Here is a 26,588-nt window from a genome sequence, read left to right on the forward strand (position 1 = left end):
GCGTATGCCGAGTCGCTGCGCGAGCAGGCCGCGCGTCTTGGCGTCGGCGAGCGGCTGCAGTTCGCCGGCTTTCGCGACGACATGCCGGCGTGGATGAAGGCGGTGGACGTGATTCTGCATACGTCGACCGAGCCGGAGCCGTTCGGGCGGGTGATCATCGAAGGGATGGCCGCGGGCCGGCCGGTGATCGCCGCCGCGGCCGGCGGGGTGAAGGAAATCGTCCGGCATCGCAAGAACGGCTGGCTGGTGCCGCCCGGCAATGTCGAGGCGCTTACCGAGGCCATCGATATGTTGCGGACCACGCCCGCGCTTGCACAACAACTCGCCAGCGCCGCGCTGATCGATGTCGAACAGCACTTCTGCGTCGACGCCTATCTCGAGCGGATGAAACAGGCCATTGCCGGCAGCGTCCGCTGACACGCCCGGTGAGCGGCAACTGCGGGTGCTAACCCGGATCAACCAGGATCAACCGATCTCAGCCCATATGGCCCGATGACCGCCACATGGGCCAGTGTTCGGCATCGAACGATGCGGCGGGTCTGCTTCGCCTAGCATGCGCTGAGGCGGCCACACCTTTGTGCCGCACGGAGACCATGATGAGCTTGCCTGGATTGCCGCGTGCCACGACGCGCTGGATCGTACTCCTGTGCGTCTACACGCTGGTCGCCAGTGCGTCGTTTTGCGGCTTCTTTGCGAAGTACGCGCTACGCGACGACTCGACCAACGACGCCATGATCCTGATGCTGGACGGCACAGCGGATCGTCCTTACGTCTACCGCCAGTTGCTGCCCACGGCCGCCAATCTCCTCGACCGCGCACTCCCGGACAGCGTCAAGGCGCGTTTCATCGGTCATCTGCAAGAGGACTATCCGAAGCACAACTGGCTCGCCAATACCTTTGCGCGGGCCACCGACGCCGCCAGGCCGCAATACGCGCTGCGCTATTACCTGGTGTACGGCATGGTGTTCATGGCGTTGCTGGGCGCCATGCTGATGCTGCGCCTGCTTTGCCTGCAACTGGTCGGCAATGAAGTGGCGGCGACGCTCGCGCCGCTCGTGTTCGCGCTCGCAGTGCCGGCGGGCAACTTCTGGGATTTTCCCGAACTGTGCTTCATGACGCTCGCCGTCTGGGTCGCTGTGCGCGGGCGGCTGCTGTGGCTGATTCCGCTCACGCTCGCCGCTACCCTCAACAAGGAGTCTTTCCTGTTTTATCTGCTCGCGCTGTATCCGTTCGTGGCAGCGCGCGTAGCACGATCGCGGGCGATCGCGTATCTCGGCGTGTGCATGGCGCTTGCGGCTGCGGTCAACTTTGCGACCAAGCTTCACTATGCCGGCAACCCCGGCGATCTCGCGCAGTTCCACCTTTGGGACAACCTGCGCTTCCTGGCCGATCCGCGTAACTACCTGCGCGGCGAATACACCTACGGAATCCTCTTGCCGAAGGGCTTCAATATCCTGCTGCTGTTTCTGGCGTTCGTGGTGGTGCGAGCCGGCTGGCCCGCCTTGCCGCCGGCCGCACGGCAGCATGCGCTGATTGTGTGTGCGATCAATATTCCGCTCTATCTGCTGTTCGGTTACGGCGACGAAATTCGCGCACTGAGCATGGTGGATGTCAGCGCAGCACTGCTGGTTTGCGGAGGACTCGCAGCTTATGTGTCGCGGGCGCTGGCGCCGGCGAGCGCACCGGTACCGGCGCGTCAGGCCGCGCCCAAGACACACAGTCAAGCCGCGCTGGATCTGACTACCGGCCCTTGAGGTCCGCCAATGCGATCCCCGCACGTCGCGCCGTGCTCCGGTTTCGCTAAACGTAGAGGTGCGCATTGAACATCCCCAATCGCCGCTGGGCAGCCGGGCCACGCCTGATAACCGGCGTTTGCGCCGTCATGCTGCTCGTTTATCTCGTCAGCGTGGCGAGTCACGATTTCTTCTGGGACCTGTCGGTCTATGAGCGGGCGCTACGCGATCTGAGGCAAGGCCTCGACCCATACCGCGGCGATGCCGGCCTGCCGTTCGTCTACCATCCTCTGGTGCTCGACGCGCTCGCCTGGCTGAACCGGCTCGTCTCCCTGCGGTTTGCGCTAGTGGTGCTGTATCTGCTCAGCTTCGGCTGGTTTTGCCGCGAAGTCCTGCTCTGGCTGCGCACCAACGCGCAGTGGATGCCGCCCCAGGCCATGCACGCGTCCGGTTCGGCTGGAGTGTGGCGCGGTGTGTCGTCGCTGCTGGCCGCCGCGGTGTTCGGCGGGGTCGGTGTCACGGCGGTCCTGTCCGGCAATCTCACGACCTTCATGCATCTCACGCTGATTGCGGCATTCCTGATGGGACAACGCAAGGGTGGCCGGCTCGCGAGCTACGCACTGGTTGCGCTCGTGCTGGTGCTTGCGCTCATCAAGCCGTATTTCCTGCTGTATCTGTTGATCCCGCCGCTGCTCGCCGACGGCAAGCGCGTGGAGTGGGTGAGGGCAGCCGCCGGGCTGGCGCTATTCGCCATGATATGGCTGCTGCTTGCGCATGCCGATCCGCAGCGTTACGCGGCCTTCATGGCGGCGCTCAACGAGGAGGCGCTCGGCAAGAGCGATTACGGTTATTCGTTCTTCGCGACCTTCATGCGTATCGTTCACAACCACTGGCTCGCGCTCGCATTGCACGTGATCGCCTCCGCGCTGCTGCTCGGGCTGGCCATGTTGCTGTTCGTCAGAAAGGCCCGCGTGCAGCGCGCATCGGGGGCGGCGTTCTTCCTGCTCTACATGGTGTTGACGCTCGCCAATCCGCGCATGAAGGAATACGATTTTTTCCCGGCCCTCGTGTGCTTTTTTATCTTTCTCCAAACCATCCCGGTGCGCGCCGGACTGATCGTACTGACCGGCCTGTGCATCTCGTGGATTCCGCTGCTGATCGGCGCCATGCGGGCGGCCGGTGTCGCGTTCCCGGCTCTTTCGGGGGCGTCGAACACCTGGCAGATCGTCGGCCTGGCGGCAGCCACGCTGACTCTCGCGCTGACCCTGCTGAAACCGCGCGTCCCGTAAGCTGCCAGCCCGCCCGCAAGCCATCCTCAAACGTGGTGATCCGCACCCGGATCGCCCGACGTGTACGAATACGCGTAAGCGTAGTCATACGTGCCGTAGCGGCCGTTACGCTTCACCTGCATGGCGTTCATCACGCCGCCGATCACATGGGCGCGCGCCCGATGCAGCTTCTTTAGCGCGGCGCCAATGTGGCGCTCCGTATGCGCCCCGGCGCGCATCACCAGCACGGTTGCACCGGCGAGGTTGGCGATGATCGCGGCATCGGCAACCGCGAGCAGCGGCGGCGTGTCGACGATCACCAGATCGAACTGCTCCGAGAAGCGCTGCAGTATTTCGGCGAAGCGGCTCGAGGTGAGGATCTCGGACGGGTTCGGCGGATAGGCGCCGGCCGCGATGAAGTGCAGCCCGTTGACGCCGGTCTCGCGCGCCGCCATTTTCAGGTCTACCTGGCCGGTCAGCAATTCGGTCAACCCGCCATTGGGCGAGCGTCCGAAATACTGCGCGAGGCGGCCGCGGCGCAAGTCGGCGTCGATCAGCAGCACGCGCTTGCCCGACTCCGCGAACAGCGCGGCGAGATTCGCGCACAGAAAGCTCTTGCCGTCGGCCGGGGCCGGACTCGTGAAGGCGACGATGCGGTTGCTGGCTTCGATCAGGCCGAACTGCAGCGTGGCGCGCAGGCCGCGCAGCCCCTCCACCGAGCGGTCGAACGGATGCGTCTTGGCAAGCAGGGAGCGGCGCGCCACGTGGGCGCCGTGCGGCATCGGCATTACCGGCGCTGCCGGCTCCTGGGCCGTGACCGGCGCGGCGGAGCGGGCGGCACGCGAGCGGATCAGGCGCGCGAGACCCGAGGGCAGCGCGGGCATCAGCGACGGCGAGCGCAGGTTGGCTGTACGCGTGCCGTTCGGCAGCGCCGGCCGGCGGCTGCTGGCGATCAGTTGATCGCCGCGCCATTGTTCCGCACTGATCGGGATGGAGCCGAAGATCGGCAGGCGGAAGCGCCGTTCGACCATGTCCGGATCGGCCACGCCGGCGAAGAAGGTGCGCCGGCAGAAGGCAAATCCGACGCCTGCGATGATGCCCAGCACCGCGCCCGCGGAAACGATCAGCGGTACTTTCGGGCTCATCGGATCGGCGGGCACCAGCGCCTTGTCGACGATATGCACGTTCCCGATCGTGCCGGCCCGGGTAATCGACAGCTCCTGGGTCTTGTTGAGCAGCGCCACATAGATCTCTTCGGCAACCTTGGCATCGCGTTGCAGCGAAACGGCTTCGCGTTCCGAGCCCGGCAGGGTCTTGAAACGGTCTTCGAAACGGGCCTTTTCTGCGGTGAGGGCGGCCAGTTGCGAGTCGACCGACTGCACCTCGGGGCTATCCAGCGTGAAGCGCTGCAGCAACTGGGCGCGCGCAATGCGCAGTCCGGCGATCTGCTTTTCGTACTCCAGCCCGCCTTGCAGGAACACGGAGGATTCCTGGGTCGGCTGGAACGAACCGACGCGTTCCTGATACTCGGAGAGCGCCGTTTCGGCGCTTTTCAGTTCGGCGCGCAGGTGCGGCAGCTCGCCGTTGAGGAAGGTCAGCATCTTGCTGGCTTCCTCCTGGGCCCGCTCAGTGCGCTGGCGCAGATACGAGTCCGCCACGGCATTGGTGATCGCGGTGATGAACTTCGGATCGACGCCCATGTACGACAGTTGCACGACGCCGGTGTCGCGGCCTTTTTCGGCGACCTGCAGGCCGCCGGCAAGGCTCATGACGGCATCCAGCTGGTTGGCGCGCGTCACGAAGAACTCGGTGCCGGGCCGCGCCACCAGTTGCGTGACCTTCAACGACACGCCGTTGTCTTCGGCGAGCTTGCCGGCGGTGCCGGTGAGCAGCACCTGCTGCTGCGGATCGAGCAGCTCGTAGCGGCCGTCGCCGAGCGCGCGCAGGGTGAGGGTGACGCCTTCGAGCGATTTCGGCACGTTCACCGAATCGACGTTGAACTGCTCGCCGCCCCATGCATACGAACGCATGCCGAACCATGCCGGCAGCGGGCGTCCAGGATGCGCGAACAGCGCCGACAGTTTGCCGAGATACGGCATCACGTTGGGCCCGGCGCTGAAGTTCAGCTTGAACTGCTCGACCACCGGCTCGACCACCGCGCGGCTCTTCATAATTTCGATTTCGGCATCGGTATGCAGGCTGTTGCCCGCAGCCGAAAGCGAACTGAGCGCCGCCACGCTGGAGGAGTTCGGCGACGTCGATTCCACCTGCAGCAACGCGTCGGCCGAGTAGATCCGCGTGGCGGTGTGGGCATAGATCACGGCGGCGAGAAACACGCCGCCCGCGATGCCCACCACCCACCAGATCTGTTCGATCACCATGCGCAACAGATCGCGCATTACCTCGTCTTCGTCGTTGCCGGGCGCAGGCGAGAATTCAGGCATGTCATAGGTACTCATGTTATTGGTCTCTCGCTAGCCGGCGTTAAGGTGCAAGTTGCTTGGTGAAGAACAGCGTTTGCAGCGATGGTGTGATCAGGTCGAGCAGGCGGTTAAAGCGCGCGGAGTTGGCGATCTGCACATAGATCACGTCGCGCGGCTGCAACTGGAACTGCGTCATCAGCATCAACGCGTCCACCTGCGTCATGTCGAGGCGGAACACGTCGGGCTTCGACAGTGCGGTCTTTACCGTGCCGTTCGGTCCCGGCTCGGGATTGACGCCGCGAATCACATAGATGACGTGCGGGTTCGCCGTATGGCTGTCGATGCTGCCGGCGCTCGTGAGCGCATCGGCGAGCGTGAGCTTGCCGCGGTTCATGGGCACGATCGACGGCTTCGAGATTTCGCCGAGCACGAATACGCGGCTATTGGTGCGGTCAGGCACATCGATGATGTCGCCGTCCTGCAGCACCACGTTTTGCCTGACGTTGCCGTCGTCGAGGATGGACGCCACGTCGATCTGATAGCGCTTGCCGTCGCGGGTGATGCCGACGTTCTGCAGATCGGCGTCCTGGGGGGCGCCGCCGGCGCGGTTGAGCGCGTCGATGATCGTCAGCGGCACGTCGGTGATGGCCTGCGCCTGAGGCGTGCGCACATCGCCGAGCACCTGGACCTGCTTGCTGTTGAAGCCGGTCACGCGCACGTCGAGCTGAGGGCCGCGGATCGTTTTGGCGAGCCCCGCGGTGAGCCGCTCCTGCACCTGCTGGGCGGTCAGGCCGGCCACCTTGATGCGGCCGACCCGCGGGAAAAATACGGTGCCGTTGGCGGCCACGCGCAGCGTCAGGCCGCCGGGCTCGCCGCCGCCGGTGGCGGCTGGGCTGGTCGAAGGCGTGGCGGCAAGCGATGAGCCGCCCGCGGCCGCACCCGCGCCCGCGCTTGGCAGCGTGGGCAAGGGCGGCACGCCGCCGGCGGCACTGCCGCCCTGGGAGGTGAGCTCAGGATGGTCCCAGACGATCACTTGCAACTGGTCACCCGGGCCGATCCGGTATTCGTACTGCGTGCGCGTCTGGGGCGACAGGCAGGTGAGCGGGCAAGCCGCTGCCGGGGTAGTCTGCAGCGAGACGTGGCTGAAGTAGCCCGCGTCGATCGGTTGCACCTGCACCATATCGGCGGGAGTCGGCTTTTGCGCCACCTGGGGATCCTGCAGATTGCTGTTGTCGAGGAACGCGCCCGGCGTAAACGAACACGCCGAACACAGACCCAACGACAGTGCAGCCAACCCCGTCAAAATCGTTCTGGATATCATGGTTATGGTCCCTCGCGTTACATGTTGCGCTGTAGCGCGCCTAGCGTTTTGCTTCTTGCCAGGCTCCGCGCAGCGCGCGTATGCCGATCCACCATTTGCGCAAGGCGAGCGCCGGTCCGGCTCCCCCGATGGCGAGGGTCAGCGCGCGGGCCAGCCCCGGATCCGCGCGCGTACCGATCAGCGTTGCATAGACGACGAACGCGCACCGCCCCGGCAGGGACAGGTGATCGCGCATGATGAGCCGCAAATTGAACGACGCGTTATAGAAGGCGGCATGGTTGAAAATGAAACGCTGATCTTCGTCGCTGCGCGGCGCCGGATAGTGCTCGACGAGGATCGACGGGTCGTAGATCAGTTCCCATGCGCGCTGCCTCACATCGAGGCTGAACTGCATTTCGCAATGCACCTGCGCACCGGTCCCGCGCAGTCTTTCGTCAAAGCGCAGCCCTTCGACTGCCGTGCGCCTGAAGGCCATGTTGACGCCCTTCAGGACATGCACCGGACGCGGCTCGCCGCAGCCGATGTGATGATTGCCGATGGCGCGCCCATACCAGCGCACGAGGCCGACACGGCGCATCGCGCCGGCAAGCACCGTGCCTTTCTCATGCACGATGTCGCGCCCGCCGATGCCGCCGGCCTCGGGATGCCGCTCGAAGCCGTCGACGAGGCGCCGGGTCCAGTCGGGGTGCGGCGCCGCATCGTCGTCGGTGAAACCGATCAGCTCGCCCCCGGCGGCCTGCAGGCCGCGGTTGTACGCCGCCACCACGCCTGGCTCGCCAACCAGCGCGACGCGCAGCGCGTCGCTGCCGGGACGCCGCAGCCGCTCGCGCAGCAAGGCCTGGGTCGCGGCATCGTCGGCACGCGCGACGACGATCACTTCGTCGGCCGGGCGCAACTGCGCCTCGAGCGCCGCGAGGCAGCGCGCGAGGTCGGCCGGCCGGCGATAGGTCGGCACGATTACGGACAGGCGTTGCGCCCCATTCACCGTAGCACTCCCGTAGGACTCAATATGCGTTGCGGCCGACAAAGCCTTTCACCAAGGTGATCAACACGATCTTGATGTCGAACCAGAACGACCAGTTGTGGATATAGAAGAGGTCGAACTTGACGCGCGCCTCCATCTTTTCGACCTTGTGTGTAGCGCCGCGGTAGCCGTTCACCTGGGCCCAGCCGGTAATGCCCGGCTTGATGCGGTAGCGGTGCATGTAGCCGTACACCAGATCCTTGTAGAGATCGTCGTGCTCGAGCGCATGCGGGCGCGGTCCCACCACCGACATTTGCCCCATCAGCACGTTGTAGAACTGCGGCAGCTCGTCGAGACTCGTGCGGCGCAGGAAGGCGCCGATCTTCGTCACCCGCGCATCGCCCTGGGTCGCCTGGGTGAGCTGGCCGCCGTGTTCCGCATGCACGGTCATCGAGCGAAACTTGTAGATGTTGAAGGTGTGTCCGTCGATGCCCTTGCGCTTTTGCGCGAAGAACACGGGCCCGCGCGTGGTCGCCTTGATGGCGATGGCGATCGCCACAAATAGCGGCGTCAGCGCCAGCAGCGCTGCGAGTGCGAACAGGCGGTCGAACACCAGCTTTGGCCACATCTGGGGTGGCGAGATCGGCGTGCCGGTCAGGTTGATGGTCGTGAGACCCATGATGTCGACCAGCGAATGGCCGAACAGGGTCATGCTGCGCGTATCCGGTATGAAGCGCAGGTTGACGAAATCGTGCTGGAACGTGCGTGTGAAGCGGTAGATGGTGCGCTCTTCCGAGAGCGGCAGCGCGAGCCACACTTCGTTGATCTGCTCGGCGCGCACCTTGGCGGCGAACGCGTTCAGATCGTTCAGTACCGGCAGGCGGCTCATGCGCTCACCGGCCTCATGCGGCTCGCCGTCTTCGCCCGGCTCGAACTGGGTCGTGTCGAACACGCACACCGGCTTGAAGCCGGCTTGCGGCACCTGTTCGAGATGCGCGAGCAGCATGCGTGCGAAGCCGGGCGAGCCGACCACGGCGACGCTGCGGTAGTTCAGGCCGCGCCGCCGCGCGAGGCGCAGCAGCAGATGGGCGGCGAGTTTGGTGGCGACGATCAGCACGCCGGAGATCAGCGTCGAATAGCCAAACCACAGGCGCGACATCGCATCCATGCGGTGCAGCGTGAACACCAGCAGCAGGCCTGTCACCACCACGAAGAACCAGCCTGCGCAGACGCGAGCGAGCATCTCGGGCAGCGACTTGCCGCGCCAGGTCTCGTAGATGCCGAAGACCGGGAACAGCAGCAGCACCAGCACGCAGTTGAACGCGATCAGGAGCCGCTCGGTATCCGCGAGTGCGCTTGCGGTGTCGAAGCGCATCCAGTGAGCGAGCAGGGCGCCCGCAATCACGAACAACGCGTCGAGGCAGCGCGCAATATTCCGCAGCATGGTGTCAGTACCCTGGAGGCCGGCGTGGTTCAGCTAACGGCTTCGGCCTGATGCAGCCGCGGCAGCAAGCGGTCGAATTCACGCTTGACGAGGCCGTAGCACTCGCATGCACGCGCTTCCAGACCCTCGCGGTCAAGCACCTTGATGTGGCCGCGGCTGTGATGGATCAGGCCTTCGTCGTGCAGCTTGCCGGCCGCTTCCGTGATGCCCTCGCGGCGCACCCCGAGCATGTCGGCGATCAGTTGCTGCGTGACGGTCAGCTCGTTCGAGGCGACCCGGTCCACTTCGATCAGCAGCCACCGGCACAGTTGCTTGTTGAGCGAGTGATGGCGGTTGCACGCGGCGGTCTGGGCGACCTGGGTGAGCAGTGCGTGCATGTACAGCATCATCAGGCGGCGCAGCAGGTCGGAGCGCAGGAACTGCTGCTTCAGGCACTGCGAGGTCATGCGGTAGGCGAAGCCGGCGCTTTGCACCTGCACGCGGTTCGGCATGGTTTCGCCGCCGGTCAGGACCGGCACGCCGGTCATGCCCTCGCGGCCGACTGCGGCGATCTCGACCGAGCTGCCGTCTTCCATCGTCGACAGCATGGAGATAATCGCGGTGGTCGGAAAGTAGACGTGATGGATGCGTTGTCCGGAGTCGCACAGGAGCTGTTCGGTGCGCAGATGGACGAGTTCGAGATGAGGGGCGAGTGCTTGCCACTCATGCGATGGCAGTGCGCCGAGCAAATGATTGCCGTGCAGATCGGATTGGAGCGTTAACATGATCGGTCCTCGCACGAAGCCGCTGATGCGGCTCGTTGGTCTTTTTACCCGTCGCTGCGTCCCTTGTGTATGCCGCCTGGCGAGCGGCTATGGACAAGCAGTGCGGGCCCCGTATGGCCTTTTTGCGCCGTCGGTTGTAGGGGTTGTTGGCGTCGGCGCCAGTGCTGCGCTTCTCACTTAGCGAGGACTGTGCCAAGGCGGTCGAAAGCAAGCACTGGTGCGGCGCAGCGAAGTATGGGATGGCGCGTTACGAGGCAAAACATGCATTTTTGTTTCATTTCTGCACGACGCCACATGGCTGCCCGGCGTTCCACACGGGCCACGCGAATTAATGCAAGTTATTGATCGGATGGGGTTAACCGCCGTTGACAGAGATTTTGGATGAGGTATTTGCGGTTTGAAACGCAAGCTGTATAGCCGCTTGGCGCGCGTGTCCGGGATGACTCAGATTTGATTCATATGTGTTCAACAGGTTAGGTGGGCTGGCGCACGGAACAGCTTTTTGACAACTGTCAAAGCGGCTTGCGAGGCGTACAGGAAGCGCCTGGGCAAGCAGGCGGAAGTGCCGGACGTTGGGCGCGTGACGGGGAAACGGCGGGTGGGGTTTAGCCGTAGAAGACCGGCATGCTGTGGTTGATCGCGCGGACTTCGCCGGCGGGTGCAGTGCGCTTTTCGTCGACGCTCATCGGTAGCAACGCGATCGTGCGCGACTCGCCGGGCGGCAGATGAAACCAGTTGTCGGCCGCGCGATAGTGCAGATCTGCAACGTTCACAAAACGCGAAAAGCGCTGTGCTTCGATCACCAGTTGCCAGCCATCGCAAGTGGCTTCGAGCGTCGCGCTGAGACCGGTGTCGCCGCGTTCGGCAACCCGCCGCTCCGGCAGATGAAAGGCCTGCGAACGAATCTGGCCGCTGCCCGCATCGCGCAGCGTGGCAATCGTCACATCGTGGGCCCGCGGGCCGAAACGATACGCATAAGTGAAATCGAAGAACTGGCCGAGCACGTCCGCCGCGGCGAGGCGCCGGGTGCTGCGCGGGGCGAGTTCGAGCGCGATGGTTGCTGTTGCAACCTTTACGGCGCCGTCACGCAGACAGACCAGTTCAAGTTGCACAGGCAAGCTTTCGGCGGTCTCGTTGATGAGGTGCAGATCGAGGCCGTTGAGGCCCTCGTCGGTGATGACCACCTGCACCGGGCGCCATGCCTGCGCGAGGGCGTGCCATGCGCTCTTGGGACGGCCGCTCGAGTCGACGATGCCCCAGCCGGCCCCGGGGCGCAGATCCTGAAACTGCCAGACCAGCCCGCCGCCGCACGGCGATCCGGCGCGGCGCCATTCGGCGAATACGTCCGTCATCAGCTCGGCCACCACGGCGCGCGAAAGCTCCAGGTAGCGCGGCGGATCTTCGTAACGCAGGCGGGCGGGATCGACGCCGTAGAGCGTGCTCAGGTAGTGTTCGCGGACGTCGTCGAAGTCCCAGCCGGCGCCCGGATCGCGCGGCACGGCGGCCTTCCAGCGCGGGTCGTGAACATGACTGGTACCAAGGTCGCGATGCAGCGAGGCGTCGTCCGGTACGTTGGCGAAGGCGAGGCATTCCGCCGCGAAGCGGACTTCGGCGCGCCGCACGTCGTCGAGCGGGCGCTGATAGGCGCCGACGCCGTAATAGTGGGTGATGCCGGTGCGGGTCGAAAACGGCCAGGCGCCGCCGCCCGGCGAATGGCTCACATAGTGAACATCCGGCCGCTCCTCGGCGGCGAGGGCCGGCAGGCATTCCGTGAAAAGTGGTTGTGCACGCATCGAAGGCGGCAGGCCGAGCATTGCCGCCTGCTGATCGATTTCGCTGCCGCCGCATAGCACGGCAAGCGCGGCAAAGCGGCGGGTGCGCGCGAGAAACTGGTGGGCCTCGCGGCGCACCGAGTCGATAAACGCCGCGTCGTTCGGGTAGTCGAAATTCGCAAAAGCGAAATCCTGCCAGATAAGGATTCCGTAGCGGTCGGCGAGCGCATAGAAGCGATCCGCTTCGTACACCATGGTGCCGCCCACGCGCAGCATGTTCAGGCCGGCATCGCGCGCGAGGGCAAATGCGTGTTCGAGCTGCTGCGCGGTGCCGGCGAGCGTGACGAGATCGGCGCTGGTCCAGCAGGCGCCGCGGCAGAACACGCGCACGCCGTTCACGCGCAAGGCGAAACCTTCGCCGTCCGCGCCGCGGTCGACCTCGATGCTTCTGAAGCCCACCTCGCCGAGTTCAAAGCGTTCGCCGTCCAGTTCGAGGCAGACAGAATGTAGTGTGGGCGCGCCATGGGTATGCGGCCACCAGCGCTCGGCATGTGGCACACGCAGCTCGCCCGTGAGCGTGTAAGCATCGCTCCACACAAGAGCAGACGAATGAAGCGTGCCGCAATGCAAGGTGGCTGGGGTTGCCGGGGTTGCAGTCACGTCTGCGCCATCCGGCACGGCGCCGCTCTGCGGGTGAAGGAAACGCAGCGTCAGCGACACGACGCCGTCGTCGCCGTCCACGCGGCTCGCGAGGTCGACCCGGTCGAAGGCCGCTGGGGCGTCGCCGAGCAGCTCGATCGGGCGCCACGGCCCGACCGCCTGGAGTGGCGGGCACCAGCCGGGCATGTGTCCGAGCAGGGTGGTGCGGACGTTGCGCAAGCCCGGCGGCGAGACGAGGCGAGGGCGCCAGCGGGCCCGCGAGCGGCGCGCGGCGAGCAGCGGCGCGAGCGAGCGGAAGCATAGGGCGAGCGTGGCCGTGCCGTTCAGTTCGAAGTCGAGATCGTGGGCGACGAACATCGAATCCGAATCCAGCCGCTTGACGCCGTCGAGCCACACCTCGGAGAGGGTCGCGAGACCGTGCAGACGCAAGCGTTGCGGACCGTGCCCGGTGAGCGTGAGCCGGTACCAGTGATCGTCGAAGGCAAACGCCGGCGGATGGTCCGCATCGAGCCGGCCCGCGGCCCGCCACGCGGCGGCGACCGTTCCCGGCACCTGAGCGGCGAGCCAGCCGTCGGCGGGCCAGTCGGCAGGCGACGCGCACGCGTCCGGGGACGTGCTCAGGCATTGCCAGCCGAGCTCGAGGGGACGCGGCCAGACCGTAGCCGCGGGGAGCGCGGACTCGCAGGCGCACACGGACTCGCACGCGGATTCGCACACGAGCGCACCCTGTGCCGCCGTTTCGCGCACCCGTTCAGGCGGGCTGATGGGCAAGGCGCGCACAGGGAGTCCGGTTGGTTGACGTATCAGAACGCGAGCGCGGCGAGCGGCGGCAAGGTCTCGTCGTACGCGCGCTCCAGCACGTCGAAGCAGTCGCTGCACAGGTCGTGCCGCCCGCGTGCCATGGCCCGCACGAGACGGAACTGCATCACCATCGACTCCGAGGCGATCTTCTGCGCCGCGGCCGGAATCTGTGCGGGAATCTCAAAGCCTTGCACGGACAGCCACACCAGGTACTTCGAGAGAAACTCGAAGTTCGCGCCCAGTTGCCGCATCAGGTTGAAGGAGTACAGATGGAAGAAGCCCTCGCCGCGTTCAAGCAGGGTCTCGAGCTGCTGCGGAAACTCGGCGCGCCACTGCGTGATCGGATTGCGCAGCGGGCGTCGGGCCAGATGGGTGCATAGCAGCTCCGCCGACGCCTCGGCGAGCGCGGTGCCTTGCAGCGCCGGGCGCACCTGTTTGGCGAACTCCACGTAGGGAAACAGCAGATCGGCCTGCCCCGTGAACTTCGGGAGCTTGCGAAACACGCCCTGGTAGTCTTCACCGTCCAGCACGTGATAGCCGGTGTTGTGGAAGTAGCCGAGACGCCGCGCGACGGGATCGATAAAGTCGATGCCGACCGTGGTTTTCGGATGCTCGCGGCGGTACGAGGTGGCGCGCGTGTTCGGCAGGTAGTAGCCGTCCACCTCGACCAGCACCGTATGGCCGCGCAGCGTTTGCGCCAGCACCCGCTCTTCCAGCGAATCGTAGATCGCCAGCTCCTGCACCTGGGTGCCGTAGAGCCGTTCGAGATCCTCGAGCGGGAATTTGAAGAACGTGAACTGGTCGCCCTCGAAGTCCTGCGTCGCGGTGAACGCGAAGGCGGCGCGCGGATCGAGCCCGAAGCCGTGCAGCAGTTCGATCCACAGGTCCACGTAGCAGTTGGTCTCCTGCCAGACCCGGTCGCCCTGGTGCAGCGCATGCGGCACGTGGGAGCGCATCGGGCTGGCGGGGCCGGGTGCGCGAAGGGTGCCGTTGAGCGAGGTCGTCAGCGGGGGCGTCATGCGGCGCCTCCTGCGAGGCCCTGAGCGACGCGTGCCCTGGTATCGCCCCACAGCAGCGCCCGCACGTCGTCCGGCCAGACGTTGACGTCGAGACCGTGATGGCGGAACAGCGCGAGCGTGATGCGTTCCATGCCGAAGCCGACGCAGCCGGTATGTGCGACCGAGCCATCTGCGCATTCGATCTTCCAGATCGCGCCGAAGTGATCCATGTGATAGTTGAACGACAGGCAGGCAGTCTTGCCGTCGGCGTTGGCGACCGGGATCAGCAACTCGAACTTGAGTGCCTGGGCGCGCTGGCTATCCGCGACGATCTTGCCGCCGCGGCCGAAGAACGGGTCGTTGGCGAGGTCGACGTCGACCGGCAACTGCAGCATCGTCACGAGCGCCGAGCCGCGCTCGATCCACATCTGCCGGAACGCCATCACCTGTTCGGCATTGCCGAGGCGCACATATTCGCGCTGGCGGAACATCTGCATGCGCGCCGGATCGAGCGAGGGTTCGTGGCGAAAGCAATACGACAGCACGTCGATCGTGCGGCCTTCGGCGGGCAGCGGGCCGCGCCGCGCCATCACCGGATAGATCGGGTAGCAGGCGGCCGGCGTCAGCACCACCCGGGTGGGTTGCTGCTGCGCCATCCATGCGTCGCTGCGCTCGTCGTCGCGCTCGCTCATCGCATCGTCGAGCGCGCGCAACAGGCGCTGGTGGCCCATGTCGTTGCCGCAGAACGAATGGATCGTGCCGGCGAGGTTGGGAAAGCTCTTCAGGTATTCGCTGTCCTCGAAGTCGGTGCGGCGCATCGCGGGCGGAAAGCGCAGCACTTCCGGCTGCTGGTCGGCGCCCAGATGGGTGATGGCCACATTCAGGCGCTCGACCACGTCTTCGAACACCTGGCTGCGGCCGTACAGGCCGTTTTCGCCGGTATCGATCAGGATGCCCTTCGCCAGCAGTTCATCGCGAAAGCCCGGCGCGGCGTTGCTCCCGGAGTCGGCTTGTGCTGCCTGCGCGGCGGCAAGGGCGGCGGTGTCGGTCATCGTGTTCATGTCAGGCTCTCCCCGGTGCGCCCGGACGCTGCGCGAGCAACAGGCTCGCGGTGTTTTGCGCGATGCGGTCGTTGTTGATCATCAGCGGGGCCGAGTACAGGTCGCGCAGATGCCGCCCCACGCTGTACTCGGTGCCGTTCTTGTAGCCGGCCATGCCGCAGATCATCAGGACTTCGTGGACCACCTGCAGGGCGGTGGTGGAAATGCTGGTCTTCAGCGTGTTCATGTCGGAGGCGAAGCCAAGCAGCGCGGACAGCGGCACATCGGCCTGGCACGCGCCCAGTTTGGCGTGGTGCGCGGCGCGGGCGGCGTCGAGCGCGATGGCAAGGCGCGCCTGCATCATCTGCAGCAGGCCCACGGCCTCGGCCAGGCGCAAGCCTGCCGGTGGCACCGAGCCGGGTTTGGCACGCGCCTGGGCGCGGAAAAACGCCTTGGCGCGGTTCACCGCGTCGGTGGCGATGCCGGTCCAGACGGCGGCCCACAGCGTGTGCGAGACCGGCAGCATGGTCTGGTCGGCGATCTCGGCAAACGGCGTCGGCAGGATCTGTTCGGCACGGCCCGTCGCGACGAGACGAAAGCCTTCGCTGCAGGTGCCGCGCATGCCCATCGAATCCCAGCCGCCGCGTTTTTCCAGGGTGGTCTCGTCGCGCAGTGCGACGATCATTACCTGGTCGGCTGCGGCGGACTCGGCAGTGCGCCGCGCGGTGACGAGAATGCCATCGGCCTGGGCGCCGTACGAAATGGTGGGCGCCAGTTTTTCGATGCGCAGACGCTCAGCGTCGATTTCGACCGAGCACGCGCTGGTACGCATATTGCCGCCGATCGTTTCCTCCGAGGTCGCGGAGGCGAGCAGCCATTGCTTGTCGACCAGCTCCGCGAGCAGCGCGCAGTGCCACGGCGAGGCGCTGCCATGCGCTTCGATGCAGGCGACCTGGATCTGATGCATCGCATACACCATCGCAGTCGAGGCGCAGCCTTGCGCGAGGATTTCGCAGATGGCGGCCACATCGGCGAGCGGCAGTCCGGCGCCGCCGAAGGCCGCCGGCACCAGTGCGGAGAGCAGCCGTTCGCGGCGCAACGCGTCGAAGGCTTCGGTGGGAAAGCGTGCGTCGCGATCCACGGCGTCCGCATGTTGCGCGGCGATCTGGGCGACGCGCTGGGCGGCGGCGCGCCAGCCGGCTTCCGGCTCGACCGCGGATAACGGCGTCGGCGCCGAGGCCGGCGCGGACGTCGCAGGAGCGGCCGCGGCGGTTTCAGCGCGTGCACCGTCGAGCGCGACGGTGTCATGCAGCAGGGGCGCGTTCATGCCGCCGCCTTTGCCTGTTGGAGTTCGGTCACCGCGGCAGCAAGCGAATCGATGCTCGAAAAGAGCCGGCGCGTGAGCATGCGGTCGGGAATCTCGATGTCGAATTCGTCTTCGATCGCCAGCATCAGATGCACGGTTGCGAGCGACGAGAGGCCTGCTGCGTAGAGATCGGCGTCATCCGCGAGGGTCTCGGGCGCAACGTCGAGACGTGCGGACTCGGAAAGAATGCGTCGCAATGCTGTTTTCATGGGAAGGCGCCCCCTCGGAATGATGTCGCTAAGCCGCTTCTGGTTGGAGTCGTCGCGCCGTCGAGGCCGCGGCGGTCGCGTTGCCGGTTGCTGCGAGCCCTGCAGGTTCGGACAGTCGGTGCCGGCTGACCGTATTTAACTAATCGCGACGCAGCATCGTCGGTGCGCTTCCGCACGGAGATTCAAGGGTCGGTAGCGGTAACGTGCAGTCATGGCGGCGGGCATGCCCCGTCGAGTGAATCGCTAGGGGAAACCTGATGAACTGGAAAACGCTCGAATTCGAGCAGTTCACGGCGCGCGAGCTGTATCTGGTCATGCGTGCGCGGAGTGCGGTGTTCATAGTCGAACAGTCCCATGTGTGCCTCGATGCCGATGGGCACGACGAGCAGGCATTGCACGTTTTCGCGGTGGAAGACATGTCCCGGCCGATGCCGGTGATGGCGTACGCGCGGATTCAGCCAGGCGACCTGGAGGACCCGGAGGTGGTGATCGACAAGGTGCTGACGAGTCCCGCGCGGCGCGGCGACGGTACGGCGGAAATGCTGATCGAGCGGGTACTGCAGGCGATTGCCGAGCGCTGGGCCGGGCGTCTCGTGCGGGTGACCGCGCCGGTCAGCCTGCGCGGCTTCTATGAACAGTTCGGCTTTCGCAAGACCGAAGGACCGTTTCTCGAACATGGCGTGCCGTTCATCGGCCTGACCTGCCAGATGCGGGGTACGCGCAGCGGGTTCGGCAGTTGGCGCCGCGAGCGCAGTGCGGCGCCGGTCGCCAGCACATTCGAGCTGCTTTAAGGGCTCACAATCAAGGGCTCCCAATGATCCATGCTTCGGGTTTGCCGTTACCACGCGCCGCGCGGGATGCCGGCGCGCGGCGCTCGGCGGGGCGCCTCGCTGGGCCGGTGGCGCTGCCGGTCGGCATGTTCGTGGTCACGCTGTTGCTGATCGTCGCGCACCAGGGCAAGGTGCTGGAGCTCTCGTTCTCCGTGATGTCGACCGTGATCGCCTTTTATCTGTACCGGCGCTATCCCGCTCATTACCTCGGTTTCGTCTGCTGGCTCTACTTTCTGACGCCCGAGGTGCGGCGTTTCGCGGATTTTTTCAACGGCGCGTTTAATCCGAAGAGTCCGGTGATGCTCGCGCCGCTGCTGGCCGCGGCGATTTCAGGGCTCTCGGTGCTCGCGCACCATCGCATGCTGGGCCAGCGCCGCGCGTTGCCGCTCATGCTGATGCTGGTCGCAATTTTCTATGGGTTTGTGATCGGCCTCGTGCGGGTCGGTCTCGCGCCGGCGGCATACACGCTGGTCAACTGGATCCTGCCGGTCTCGATGGGAGTGCATCTGATCGCGACCTGGCAGGAGTATCCGGTCTATCACCGGGTACTCCTGAAGACCTTTGTCTATGGCACGTTCGTGCTGGGCGCCTATGGCATCTATCAGTTCATTTCACCGCCGCCGTGGACTGTGTTCTGGATGGTGGGCTCGAACATGGGCACTTCGGAGGGCACGCCGGTGCCGTTCGGCCTGCGTATTTCCAGCACGATGAACTCGGCCGGTCCGTTCGCCATCACGATTATGGCCGGCCTGCTGATGTCGCTGGCCGCACGCGGCAAGACGCGCCTCGCCTCGGTTGCAGTGGGCGTGCCGGCGCTGATGTTCACCTCGGTGCGCACGGCCTGGGGCGGCATGGTGATCGGTCTCATTTATCCGCTTGCGATGCTGGACGGAAAAAGCCGTTTGCGCCTGCTTGCCGGCGTGATCTGCCTGGTGGGGCTCTGCATGCCGTTGACGATGATCGATGCGGTCTCCGGACGCCTGATGACGCGTCTCGAATCGATCACAAACCTGAACCAGGACAACAGCTATCAGGCGCGCTCGGTCTTCTACACGAACTTCGTCTCGATCGCCTTGACCGATATTGCCGGGCAGGGAATCGGCTCAGTCGGCCTCGGCGCCAAGCTCGCCGACGACCCGAGCCAGGTCAGCGGCTCGATCGACAGCGGCATCGTCGAAGTGTGCATCGTGATGGGGTGGCCGGGTACCTTGCTGTATGGCACGGGAGTGTTCGTACTGATCTGGCGTGCGTTTATCGCGAGCCTTGCGCAGTCGAAGGACCGCTTCGCGATTTCCGGCGTCGGCGTCGCGCTTTCCATCTTTGCCATGATGGTCATGTCGAATACCCTGCAGGGCGAGCCGGGCATGGTGTTTGTAATCGGCGTGCTGATGCCCGTAATCGGCGTGCGTTATGCGCGGCAAAAGCGGGACGGCTTGCTGCCGCCGGCTGCCTCTGCGGCCACCGTTGGCGTTGCGGTTCCGGTACGGGTGCGGCCATGAGGGGTGAGGCGCTGCGTGTGCTGATCGTCACACATGTGGTCCGCAACAACGACGGGCAGGGACGGGTGAATTACGAAGTGGCGCGAGCGGCGCTTGCCGCCGGCCATCACGTGACGATCGTGGCGTCGGAGATGGCTCGCGATCTGCTTGCCTGTCCGCGTCTGCGTTTTGTCGAGATCGCGGAGAGTGCGCTGCCCACCCGGCTTGCCAAGTATCAGATATTCGCACTACGTAGCGGTGCGTGGATCAGGGCGCACCGCGCCGAGTTCGATGTAGTGCATGTAAACGGTTTTATCGCGTGGGCCAGGGCCGATGTCAACACCGTGCACTTCGTGCATGACGGCTGGTACCGCTGCGGCTTCTATCCGTTTCGCGTGGCGGGCGGGTGGTATCCGGCTTATCAGGTCGCCTATACGCGGCTCAATGCGCTGTGCGAGAAGTGGGCGTTTCGCCACTCGCGCGTCGTGGTGCCGGTGTCGCAGAAGGTCGGCGCGGAAGTGCGCGCGCTCGGCATCGATGCAGGCACCATGCAGGTGATCCATAACGGTGTCGACGCGGACGAGTTTGCGCCGGGGGTGGCGACGCGTGAGGCGTTCGGTCTGCCGGCTGAGCCGTTCATGTTGCTGTTTGCCGGCGATCTGCGGGTATCGCGCAAGAACCTCGATGCGGTGTTGCATGCGCTCGTTTCGACGCCGCCTCATGTCCATCTCGCGGTAGCCGGGATTTTGCGCAACAGCCCTTACCCGGCGCTTGCCGCGACGCTCGGCGTCGGTGCGCGGGTCCATTTTCTCGACCTTGTGCAGGATATGCCTCGCCTGATGCGTTCTGTCGATGCGTTTGTGTTTCCTTCGCGCTATGAGGCGATGAGTCTCGTGATGCTCGAGGCCCTGGCGGCGGCGCTGCCTGTCGTGACGGTAGCGACTGCGGGCGGCGCGGAAGTGATCGATAGCCGCTGTGGCGTAGTGCTCGATAGCCCCGAAGACATCGCGGGTCTCGCGCAGGCGATAGTTCATCTTGCACAGCACCCCATGGAGGCGCGCGCGATGGGCGCTGCCGCGCGCGAGCTGGCGCAGTCGCTCACATGGCAGAGCATGGCGGCGCGTTATCTGTCGCTCTACGAAGACCTCGCCAGCAGGCGCGCCAGTTCCGGCGCGCGTCTGTCCGGCGCTGCCGTGTCGGCCAAATCATGAGCGCGCGTATCGATTCGTTGCAGATCGGGATGCACTGGTTCCGCGAGCGGCCTGGTGGGCTCGATCGCGTCTTCATGGCGCTGATCGAGTCTCTACCGACCCAGGGCGTCGATGTACGCGGGCTCGTCGCCGGTAGCCCGAAGGTGTTCGCTGAGTCGAGCGGGGTGATCCAGACCTTCGCCAGTGCGCAGCAATCGCTGGGTGTGCGGCTGTGGCATGCGCGGATGCACTCGCAGAAGCTCAAGCGCGTCCGCGCCCCCGATATCGTCGCCAGCCATTTCGCGCTGTATGCCGCGCCGACGCTGGGGGTGTTCCCCGGGGTGCCCAAGGTGGTCCATTTTCATGGACCCTGGGCCGACGAGACCTCGCTTGACGGACGCCGGCGGGCCTCGCGGGCGGTGCGCCGCGCGATCGAGTGGGCGGTGTATCGCGGCGCGGCGCGCCATATCGTGCTCTCACGTGCGTTCGGGCGGATTCTGCACGAGCAGTATGGCGTGCACGAGGAGTCGATCCGCGTCGTGCCTGGGTGTGTCGACGTGGCGTGCTTCGATATCGGCGTGACGAAGCAGCAGGCGCGCGCCGCGCTCGGCCTGCCCAATGACCGGCCGCAACTGTTCTGTATCCGCAGACTGGTGTCGCGCATGGGGCTCGAAGATCTGATCGACGCCATGTTCCTCGTCAAGCAGGCCGTGCCGGATGTGCTGCTGACGATTGCCGGCAAGGGGCCGCTCGAAGCCGCGTTGCGTGGGAGGATCGCGGCGCGCGGCCTGACCGAGCACGTCAAGCTCGCCGGCTTCGTCACCGATGCGGCGTTGCCGCTCTGGTATCGCAGCGCTGACGTGACGGTGGTGCCGACGGTGGCGCTGGAAGGCTTCGGCCTCACCACGGCGGAGTCGCTCGCCACCGGCACGCCAGTGCTGGTGACACCGGTGGGCGGATTGCCCGAGGCGGTGGCGCCATTGTCGGAACACCTCGTGCTGCCTTCGGTGGGCTTTCACGCAATTGGCACCGGCATTGTGGATGCGCTGCTCGGCGAGCGCCCCTTACCCGATGCGCAGGAATGCCGCGCCTATGCTCAGGCGCGTTTCGATTATCCGGTGATCGCCGCGCAAGTCGCCGATGTGTATCGCGAAGCACTCGGCGAGCGTCGCACGGCTGCTTACGTCGCAGCCTGAGCGGCCGCCTGCGTTGTGCGTCTCTTCGAACTGCGGGCGGCCGCACAGACGCGTTGCGCTGCAGCGTCGACTATCGGACTGCTGGCCATGGCGCGGCGGTGAGGCTGTCCGCGTTGCGCCTGCAGCCCGGCTGGGACCCCGCCATTACCTTGCTATGAACCATTAACGACTGGACTGAGCTTTCCATGAGAATCATCCATCTGGCGAATCATATTCAGCTCGTTGGCAACGGCATCGTTAACATGATGATTGACCTGGCCTGCATGCAGGCTCAGGCCGGTCACGATGTGGTGGTGGCGTCCTCGGGGGGGGAATTCGAAACACTGCTGGCGCGCCACGGCGTGCGCCATGTGCACCTCGCCCAGTCACGCGATCCGTGGCGCGCGCCAGCCATGCTGCTGGGATTCCGGCGGCTCGTGCAACGCTTCGACCCCGACGTCGTGCATGCTCATATGTTGACCGGCACGCTGCTGGCGCGCTTCAGCGTGCTGCGCCGCCGCTATCTGCTGGTGGCGACGCTCCACAACGAATTTCCGAAGACCGCCTCGCTGATGCGTTTCGCCGATCGCGTGGTAGCGGTGAGCGAAGCGGTGGCGGAGTCGATGAGGTTGCGCGGCGTACCGGCCGAGCGCCTTTCGGTGGTGCGCAACGGCACGGTCGGCACGCCGCGTCGGGCCGGCATGCCACTGCCGCCTTCGCCGCACCTGCAGCGGCCTTCGATCACCACGGTCGCCGGCATGTATCAACGCAAGGGCATTCAGGATCTGCTGCGGGCGTTTGCGCGCCTGCGCCCGCGCTTTCCGCAGGCGACGTTGTACCTGGTCGGCAACGGTCCTGACCGTGCCATGATGGAAGCGCTCGCGCAGGAACTGGGGCTGCAAGGGCACGCGCACTTTGCGGGATTCGTCGGCAACCCCGCCGCATATCTGGCTGAGACCGACATCTTCGTGCTGCCTTCGCACAAGGAAGCCGGCGGTCTCGTGCTGTGCGAAGCGCGCGAGGCGGGTTGTGCCGTGGTCGCGACCCGGGTGGACGGCAATCCGGAGATGGTTGGCGGTGAGCAGGCTGCACTGCTGGTTCCGCCTGCGGACCCCGACGCGCTTGCAGACGCAATCGGCCGCCTGCTTGACGATGCCGTGTTGCGGGCCGATCTCGCGGCGCGCGGCCAGCACAGCCTTGACGATTTTTCGGTGCAGCGGGTGTGCGAGGCGTATCTGCAACTCTACGATCGCGCGCTTGGCGAATATCCCCGCCCGCAGCCGGCACGGGTGCGGGCCACCGAGTCGCACCGCGGGATGCTCTGATGGACGGCACGCTACTTCAGCCGCGACAGGCACAGGAGCAGCAATCGCCGCGAGCGCAGCCGCAGTTCGCCGTCTGCGTGACGACGATGAATCGCACCGGGGCGCTCGCGGCTTGCCTCGACAACCTGCTGCGCTGCGATCCTCCGCCGGCCGCGATCGTGGTCAGCGACGATTCACCCGATGCGGCAGCACGCGCCGCGAACCGGGCCATTGTAGCGGCGCGGCCCGGCGCGGTGTATCTCGCCGGACCGTGCCGCGGTGTTTGCGCGAACCGCAACAACGCGGTTCGCTACTGCCTTGCGAATGCGCCGCACTGCAGCCACGTCTCTTTCGTCGATGACGATATCCAGGTCAGCAGCGATTTTTTTGCGGTGGCGCGTGCGAACGTCGAGCGCCTGCGCAGGGGGCCGCGCGACACGGCAATCCTGACGGGCGGCGCATCGAGTGGGCCGAACCTTTATGAATGCCGGCCGGTGCGCCTGTCTTTCAGAGGGTATTTCATGGAAGGCGGCGAGCCGCAGTGCATCAACCTGCATGCTTCGGTGTTTCCGCTGGCGCTGTTCGGTCACGACATGTTTGATGAAAACATTTTCTTCGGCAGCGAAGACGCCGAATTGACGTTGCGCGCACTGCGGCGCGACTACAGGATCGAGCTGGTGCCTGCGTTGCGCGCCCGCGACACCATGCCCGGCGGCGGCGTATTGCACACGATCAAAGCCTCGCAGGCCGCAGGCGGCCTGACACGTTATCAGGTCAACTGCGAGGCTGCACGCCTCTATATCGGCGTCAAGCGCTATAGCGTGATCGAGCCGAGCCTGCTCAGGTGCGCGGCATTCGTGTCGATCTATTTCGGCCATCTGACGTTGTATCTCGCGCGCCGCCACGCGCTGTCCCAGCTCGTACCTATCGTCAGGATGTCGAACGTCTGGCGGGCGCGTAGCGCCCGCTGAAAGACAGACTACAACACAGGGGCATGGAGGAGATCACGTAACGCATTCTCCAGGAGCAAGAACATGGGATGGAAAGGTTCGATTTTTGAAGTGCCGGTCTGGGCGCTCGGCCGCCTGCTGCGCTCCGGTCGCGATCCGGCGCGCCAACCGCCGCATGAGATTCTGGTGCTGCGCCCCAACGACTTCGGCGATCTGCTGACGACCACGCCGATCTTCGAGGCGTTGCGCCGCCGCTTTCCCGCGAGCCGGATCATCGCCGGCGTTGGCAGCTGGGGGCGCGCGATTGTCGAAAACAATCCTTATGTCGACGAGATTGTCGAAGTCGACGCGCCGTGGAACAACAAGTTCGTGGCGGACCAGTCGTGGCGCAATGTGTTTCGCTATATCTGGGGGGCTGCCCAGGTCGAGGGGTTACGCAAGCGTGGCGGCTTCGACGTGGGCATCGATGTGCTGGGCAGTCACGTGGGCGCGTTGCTGATGATGCGGCTCCGTGTGCGCTACCGGGTTGGCGTGCGTGGCTATCGCGGCGGCTGGAGCGCCTGCGACCAGTACATCCGTTTCTCGCCGCAGGTGCATGTCGCACGGGCTGCGCTCGCCCAGGCCGAACTGCTTGGCGCAAGCGAGCTTCCCGAGGCGCGTCCGCAGCTTTACCTCACGGCGGCGGAACGTGCCGAGGCCTGCCAGATCTGGCGCGCGGGTGCGCACCCGGAACGTCCGCCGCTGCGCCTGCTGGTTGGCTGTGCAGCGGGGCACAGCGTCAAGACCTGGTCGAGCAACGCGCTCGGTGCGGCGCTCGGCGAGCTGGCGCGGGTCTGCGTCGAGCGGCAGCTGGATGTGGTGATCGTCGGGGGCCCGGCTGATCAGGTCCGCGCCAAAGAGGTGATTGCCGCGAGCGGGGCGGCGGCCAGGATTCGTTCGCTGGCGGGCCAGATCTCGCTGCGCGGCACCTTCGCGCTGACCGAGCAGGCGGACGTGGTGCTGACCAATCCGTCGATGCTGCTGCACGTGGCGGCGGCCTTTCGCCGTCCGACCGTCGCCGTGCTCGGCGGAACCTTCGCCGATGCCGCCGCGCACGATGCCGTGTGGGGCTATCCGCCTCCTTATATGAGCGTGGCGCCGTCGCAGCCTGCGCCGGGCGAGGAGCGCGGCAAGCGTGGCACGCAGGCGCAAGGCGGCTCCAGCTGGCCATCGGTCGATCAGGTCGTGCAGGCCGTGTTGGCGGCGGCCCGTTGCGGGGCGGACAATGAGGCGTTCGCTCGAGAAGCCAGCCTGTCGGTATCGGGACTCGGCTGAACAGTGCTTCGCCTGGTACGGATGGCGAGGCCCGCGCAACGAGCCGGCGCGGTGTGCCGGCGCGGGCCTCAGTTAGTCCTTATTTAGCCTTTGCTCGGCTCTCAGTTTGCCCTCAATTCGCCCTCAGTTCGCCTGCAGCGAGACCCGCGTCCAGAGCTTGTGCAGCAGTTCTCGCAACGCGCGCGACCGGTATAGCGACCAGCCCAGGTTGGCGCCGGCGAGCGCGAGTCCGGCAGCCACGATCAGCGGCAGCCCGCTGAGGTTGGCTGCCAGCATTAGCGCGGCCAGCAGGAACGCCAGGTGCGCGAGCATGTTGCCGAGAATGACCCGCACGTGAACACGCGCAAAGTAGAGATAGGCACCATAGTCGAACAAGGCTTTTGCCACCACGATGGCGCCGGCGCCCACCACGCCGAAGGCGTGCGTGGCGAACCAGAGCGCGGCGACGAACACCGGCAGTTGCAGCCAGCTCACCCGCGCGACGTAGGCCGGATTGGCCTGGGCCTGAATCAGGATGCCGAGAATCCCCGACTGGCCGGCTAGCCACACTCCCAGCACGAGAACGCGTCCAACCGGCGCCGAGGCGGCGGCAAGCGGTGCGCCGAGCCATAGCGTGAGAAACGGACCGAGTGCGAACAGGGCGACGATCATGCAGGGCGTGAACGCGCCGTTGAGAAAGGCGAGCGAATCGCGTGCAAGGGCATCGGCCTCGTTGCGCGAGGCGGCCGACAGGCGCGGAAACAGCGAGCGCAGCATCGCGCTCGGCAGCATGTTCAGCCGTTGCACGAGGTTTTGCGGCGTCGCGTAGTAGGTCACGAAGCGCGCCCCAAGGATCGCGCCGACCAGCACACGGTCGAGCGAGCCGGCAATCGCTCCGGCGCCCGAAAACAGCAGCATCCACTTGCCATAGCCGAACAGCTCGCCGATGACCTTGCGCTCGGGCTTGCGAACCCGTTTGATGCCGAGGGCGCGAAACGTCGCGACGCCGAGCATCACGCCGGCGATGAGGCGCGCGCACACCGCAGCGGGAATCACGACTGCGAGCGAGGCAGAGAAGCAATAGATCGCGGCGAGCGGCAGAAGCTGGAACAGCATCGTACCGAGCGTCTGGTTGGTGTTGTAGCTGGCAAAGCGCTCGACCGCCGTAATCGCGCCGGCGAATACCCAGGTGACGTTGGCAAGCGGCACGGCAATCGCAATCCATGGCAAGGCAGCCATCACTTCGCGCTGGAAGGCGGGCTCAATATGCACGCCGTAGGCCATGTAAAAGTACGCGCCGAAATAGACGAGTACGCCGCCCACGATGCCGGTGGCGAGATTGAGAAAGCACGCCCCCCAGAAAATCCGCTCGACCGAATCGTCCCCGGCGTCGCGCACCTTGGCGATCTGGTTTTCGGTGGCGAGGCTCGTGCCCAGATCGAGCAGGCTGAAATAGCCGATCAGCGCCCACACCAGGTTGATCACGCCGTAACGCTCCACCCCCAGCAGGTGGATGTAGGCCGGCACGGTCGCGAGCGAGACGAGGGTCGGCGCGATCAGCCCTGCGAAGTTGATGACGATATTCTTGAGAAGGGTCTTTTCCAT

General features: G+C 65.7%; 21 protein-coding genes. 10 read left to right on the forward strand and 11 right to left on the reverse strand.

The window, feature by feature from the left end; translation table 11 throughout:
• The 3 genes from FFS45_RS25475 to FFS45_RS25485 form a co-directional block, all read left to right on the forward strand.
• A partial coding sequence (locus FFS45_RS25475; RefSeq protein ID WP_137957407.1) for a glycosyltransferase occupies positions 1-417 on the forward strand: 417 nt, incomplete at its 5' end.
• A gap of 176 nt (positions 418-593) precedes the next feature.
• A complete protein-coding gene (locus FFS45_RS25480) occupies positions 594-1,754 on the forward strand; it encodes a hypothetical protein (RefSeq protein ID WP_137957408.1) in 1,161 nt (386 codons plus the stop codon).
• A 65-nt stretch (positions 1,755-1,819) separates the two neighbouring features.
• Complete coding sequence (locus FFS45_RS25485; protein ID WP_137957409.1) at positions 1,820-3,022, forward strand: hypothetical protein; 1,203 nt, start codon at positions 1,820-1,822, stop codon at positions 3,020-3,022.
• 26 nt (positions 3,023-3,048) lie between these two features.
• On the opposite strand, the gene FFS45_RS25490 is transcribed toward FFS45_RS25485, so the two are convergent.
• From FFS45_RS25490 to FFS45_RS25535, 10 genes are all read right to left on the reverse strand, one after another.
• The gene (locus FFS45_RS25490) at positions 3,049-5,460 is read right to left on the reverse strand and encodes a polysaccharide biosynthesis tyrosine autokinase (protein ID WP_137957410.1); all 2,412 of its coding nucleotides are present in this window, start codon (positions 5,458-5,460) and stop codon (positions 3,049-3,051) included.
• 25 nt (positions 5,461-5,485) lie between these two features.
• Positions 5,486-6,745, reverse strand: coding sequence for a polysaccharide biosynthesis/export family protein (locus tag FFS45_RS25495; protein ID WP_137957411.1), 1,260 nt, complete (start codon positions 6,743-6,745; stop codon positions 5,486-5,488).
• Between the two features lie 40 nt (positions 6,746-6,785).
• Entirely contained in the window at positions 6,786-7,730 is a 945-nt protein-coding gene (locus tag FFS45_RS25500) for a glycosyltransferase family 2 protein (RefSeq protein ID WP_137957412.1), read from the reverse strand.
• A gap of 19 nt (positions 7,731-7,749) precedes the next feature.
• Entirely contained in the window at positions 7,750-9,153 is a 1,404-nt protein-coding gene (locus FFS45_RS25505; protein WP_137957413.1) for an undecaprenyl-phosphate glucose phosphotransferase, read from the reverse strand.
• Positions 9,154-9,182: 29 nt separating this feature from the next.
• The gene (locus FFS45_RS25510; protein ID WP_137957414.1) at positions 9,183-9,917 is read right to left on the reverse strand and encodes a Crp/Fnr family transcriptional regulator; all 735 of its coding nucleotides are present in this window, start codon (positions 9,915-9,917) and stop codon (positions 9,183-9,185) included.
• A 605-nt stretch (positions 9,918-10,522) separates the two neighbouring features.
• A complete protein-coding gene (locus FFS45_RS25515; protein WP_249362928.1) occupies positions 10,523-13,066 on the reverse strand; it encodes a glycoside hydrolase family 2 protein in 2,544 nt (847 codons plus the stop codon).
• Positions 13,067-13,152: 86 nt separating this feature from the next.
• A complete protein-coding gene (locus FFS45_RS25520) occupies positions 13,153-14,106 on the reverse strand; it encodes a DUF1839 family protein (protein WP_249362929.1) in 954 nt (317 codons plus the stop codon).
• 59 nt (positions 14,107-14,165) lie between these two features.
• Positions 14,166-15,209, reverse strand: coding sequence for an amino acid--[acyl-carrier-protein] ligase (locus FFS45_RS25525; RefSeq protein WP_137957417.1), 1,044 nt, complete (start codon positions 15,207-15,209; stop codon positions 14,166-14,168).
• A gap of 1 nt (position 15,210) precedes the next feature.
• Positions 15,211-16,515, reverse strand: coding sequence for an acyl-CoA dehydrogenase family protein (locus FFS45_RS25530; RefSeq protein ID WP_137957418.1), 1,305 nt, complete (start codon positions 16,513-16,515; stop codon positions 15,211-15,213).
• Positions 16,512-16,763, reverse strand: coding sequence for an acyl carrier protein (locus FFS45_RS25535; protein ID WP_137957419.1), 252 nt, complete (start codon positions 16,761-16,763; stop codon positions 16,512-16,514). Before FFS45_RS25535 ends, FFS45_RS25530 begins: the two co-directional genes overlap by 4 nt.
• A gap of 257 nt (positions 16,764-17,020) precedes the next feature.
• On the opposite strand from FFS45_RS25535, the gene FFS45_RS25540 reads away from it, so the two are divergent.
• The 7 genes from FFS45_RS25540 to FFS45_RS25570 all read left to right on the forward strand — a co-directional run bounded on the left by FFS45_RS25540 (position 17,021) and on the right by FFS45_RS25570 (position 25,004).
• Positions 17,021-17,554: a GNAT family N-acetyltransferase gene (locus tag FFS45_RS25540; RefSeq protein ID WP_137957420.1), complete on the forward strand. Its 534-nt coding sequence runs from the start codon at positions 17,021-17,023 to the stop codon at positions 17,552-17,554.
• Positions 17,555-17,577: 23 nt separating this feature from the next.
• Positions 17,578-19,092, forward strand: a complete 1,515-nt coding sequence (locus FFS45_RS25545) for a hypothetical protein (protein WP_137957421.1) — start codon at positions 17,578-17,580, stop codon at positions 19,090-19,092.
• 11 nt (positions 19,093-19,103) lie between these two features.
• Positions 19,104-20,282 (forward strand): glycosyltransferase family 4 protein, encoded by a 1,179-nt coding sequence (locus FFS45_RS25550; protein WP_137957498.1) that lies wholly within the window; start codon positions 19,104-19,106, stop codon positions 20,280-20,282.
• Positions 20,279-21,457 carry a glycosyltransferase family 4 protein gene (locus FFS45_RS25555; protein WP_137957422.1) on the forward strand — a complete coding sequence of 393 codons (1,179 nt, stop codon included), beginning with the start codon at positions 20,279-20,281 and terminating at the stop codon, positions 21,455-21,457. The genes FFS45_RS25550 and FFS45_RS25555 overlap by 4 nt, the downstream gene beginning before the upstream one ends.
• Before the next feature lie 185 nt (positions 21,458-21,642).
• Entirely contained in the window at positions 21,643-22,761 is a 1,119-nt protein-coding gene (locus FFS45_RS25560) for a glycosyltransferase family 4 protein (RefSeq protein ID WP_137957423.1), read from the forward strand.
• A complete protein-coding gene (locus FFS45_RS25565) occupies positions 22,761-23,711 on the forward strand; it encodes a glycosyltransferase (RefSeq protein WP_137957424.1) in 951 nt (316 codons plus the stop codon). Before FFS45_RS25560 ends, FFS45_RS25565 begins: the two co-directional genes overlap by 1 nt.
• A 63-nt stretch (positions 23,712-23,774) precedes the next feature.
• Complete coding sequence (locus tag FFS45_RS25570; protein ID WP_137957425.1) at positions 23,775-25,004, forward strand: glycosyltransferase family 9 protein; 1,230 nt, start codon at positions 23,775-23,777, stop codon at positions 25,002-25,004.
• 123 nt (positions 25,005-25,127) lie between these two features.
• Here the strand turns inward: FFS45_RS25570 and FFS45_RS25575 are convergent, their stop codons facing one another.
• A complete protein-coding gene (locus FFS45_RS25575; protein WP_137957426.1) occupies positions 25,128-26,588 on the reverse strand; it encodes an oligosaccharide flippase family protein in 1,461 nt (486 codons plus the stop codon).

It is taken from the genome of Burkholderia sp. 4M9327F10 (assembly GCF_005503145.1).
Taxonomy (GTDB): domain Bacteria; phylum Pseudomonadota; class Gammaproteobacteria; order Burkholderiales; family Burkholderiaceae; genus Paraburkholderia.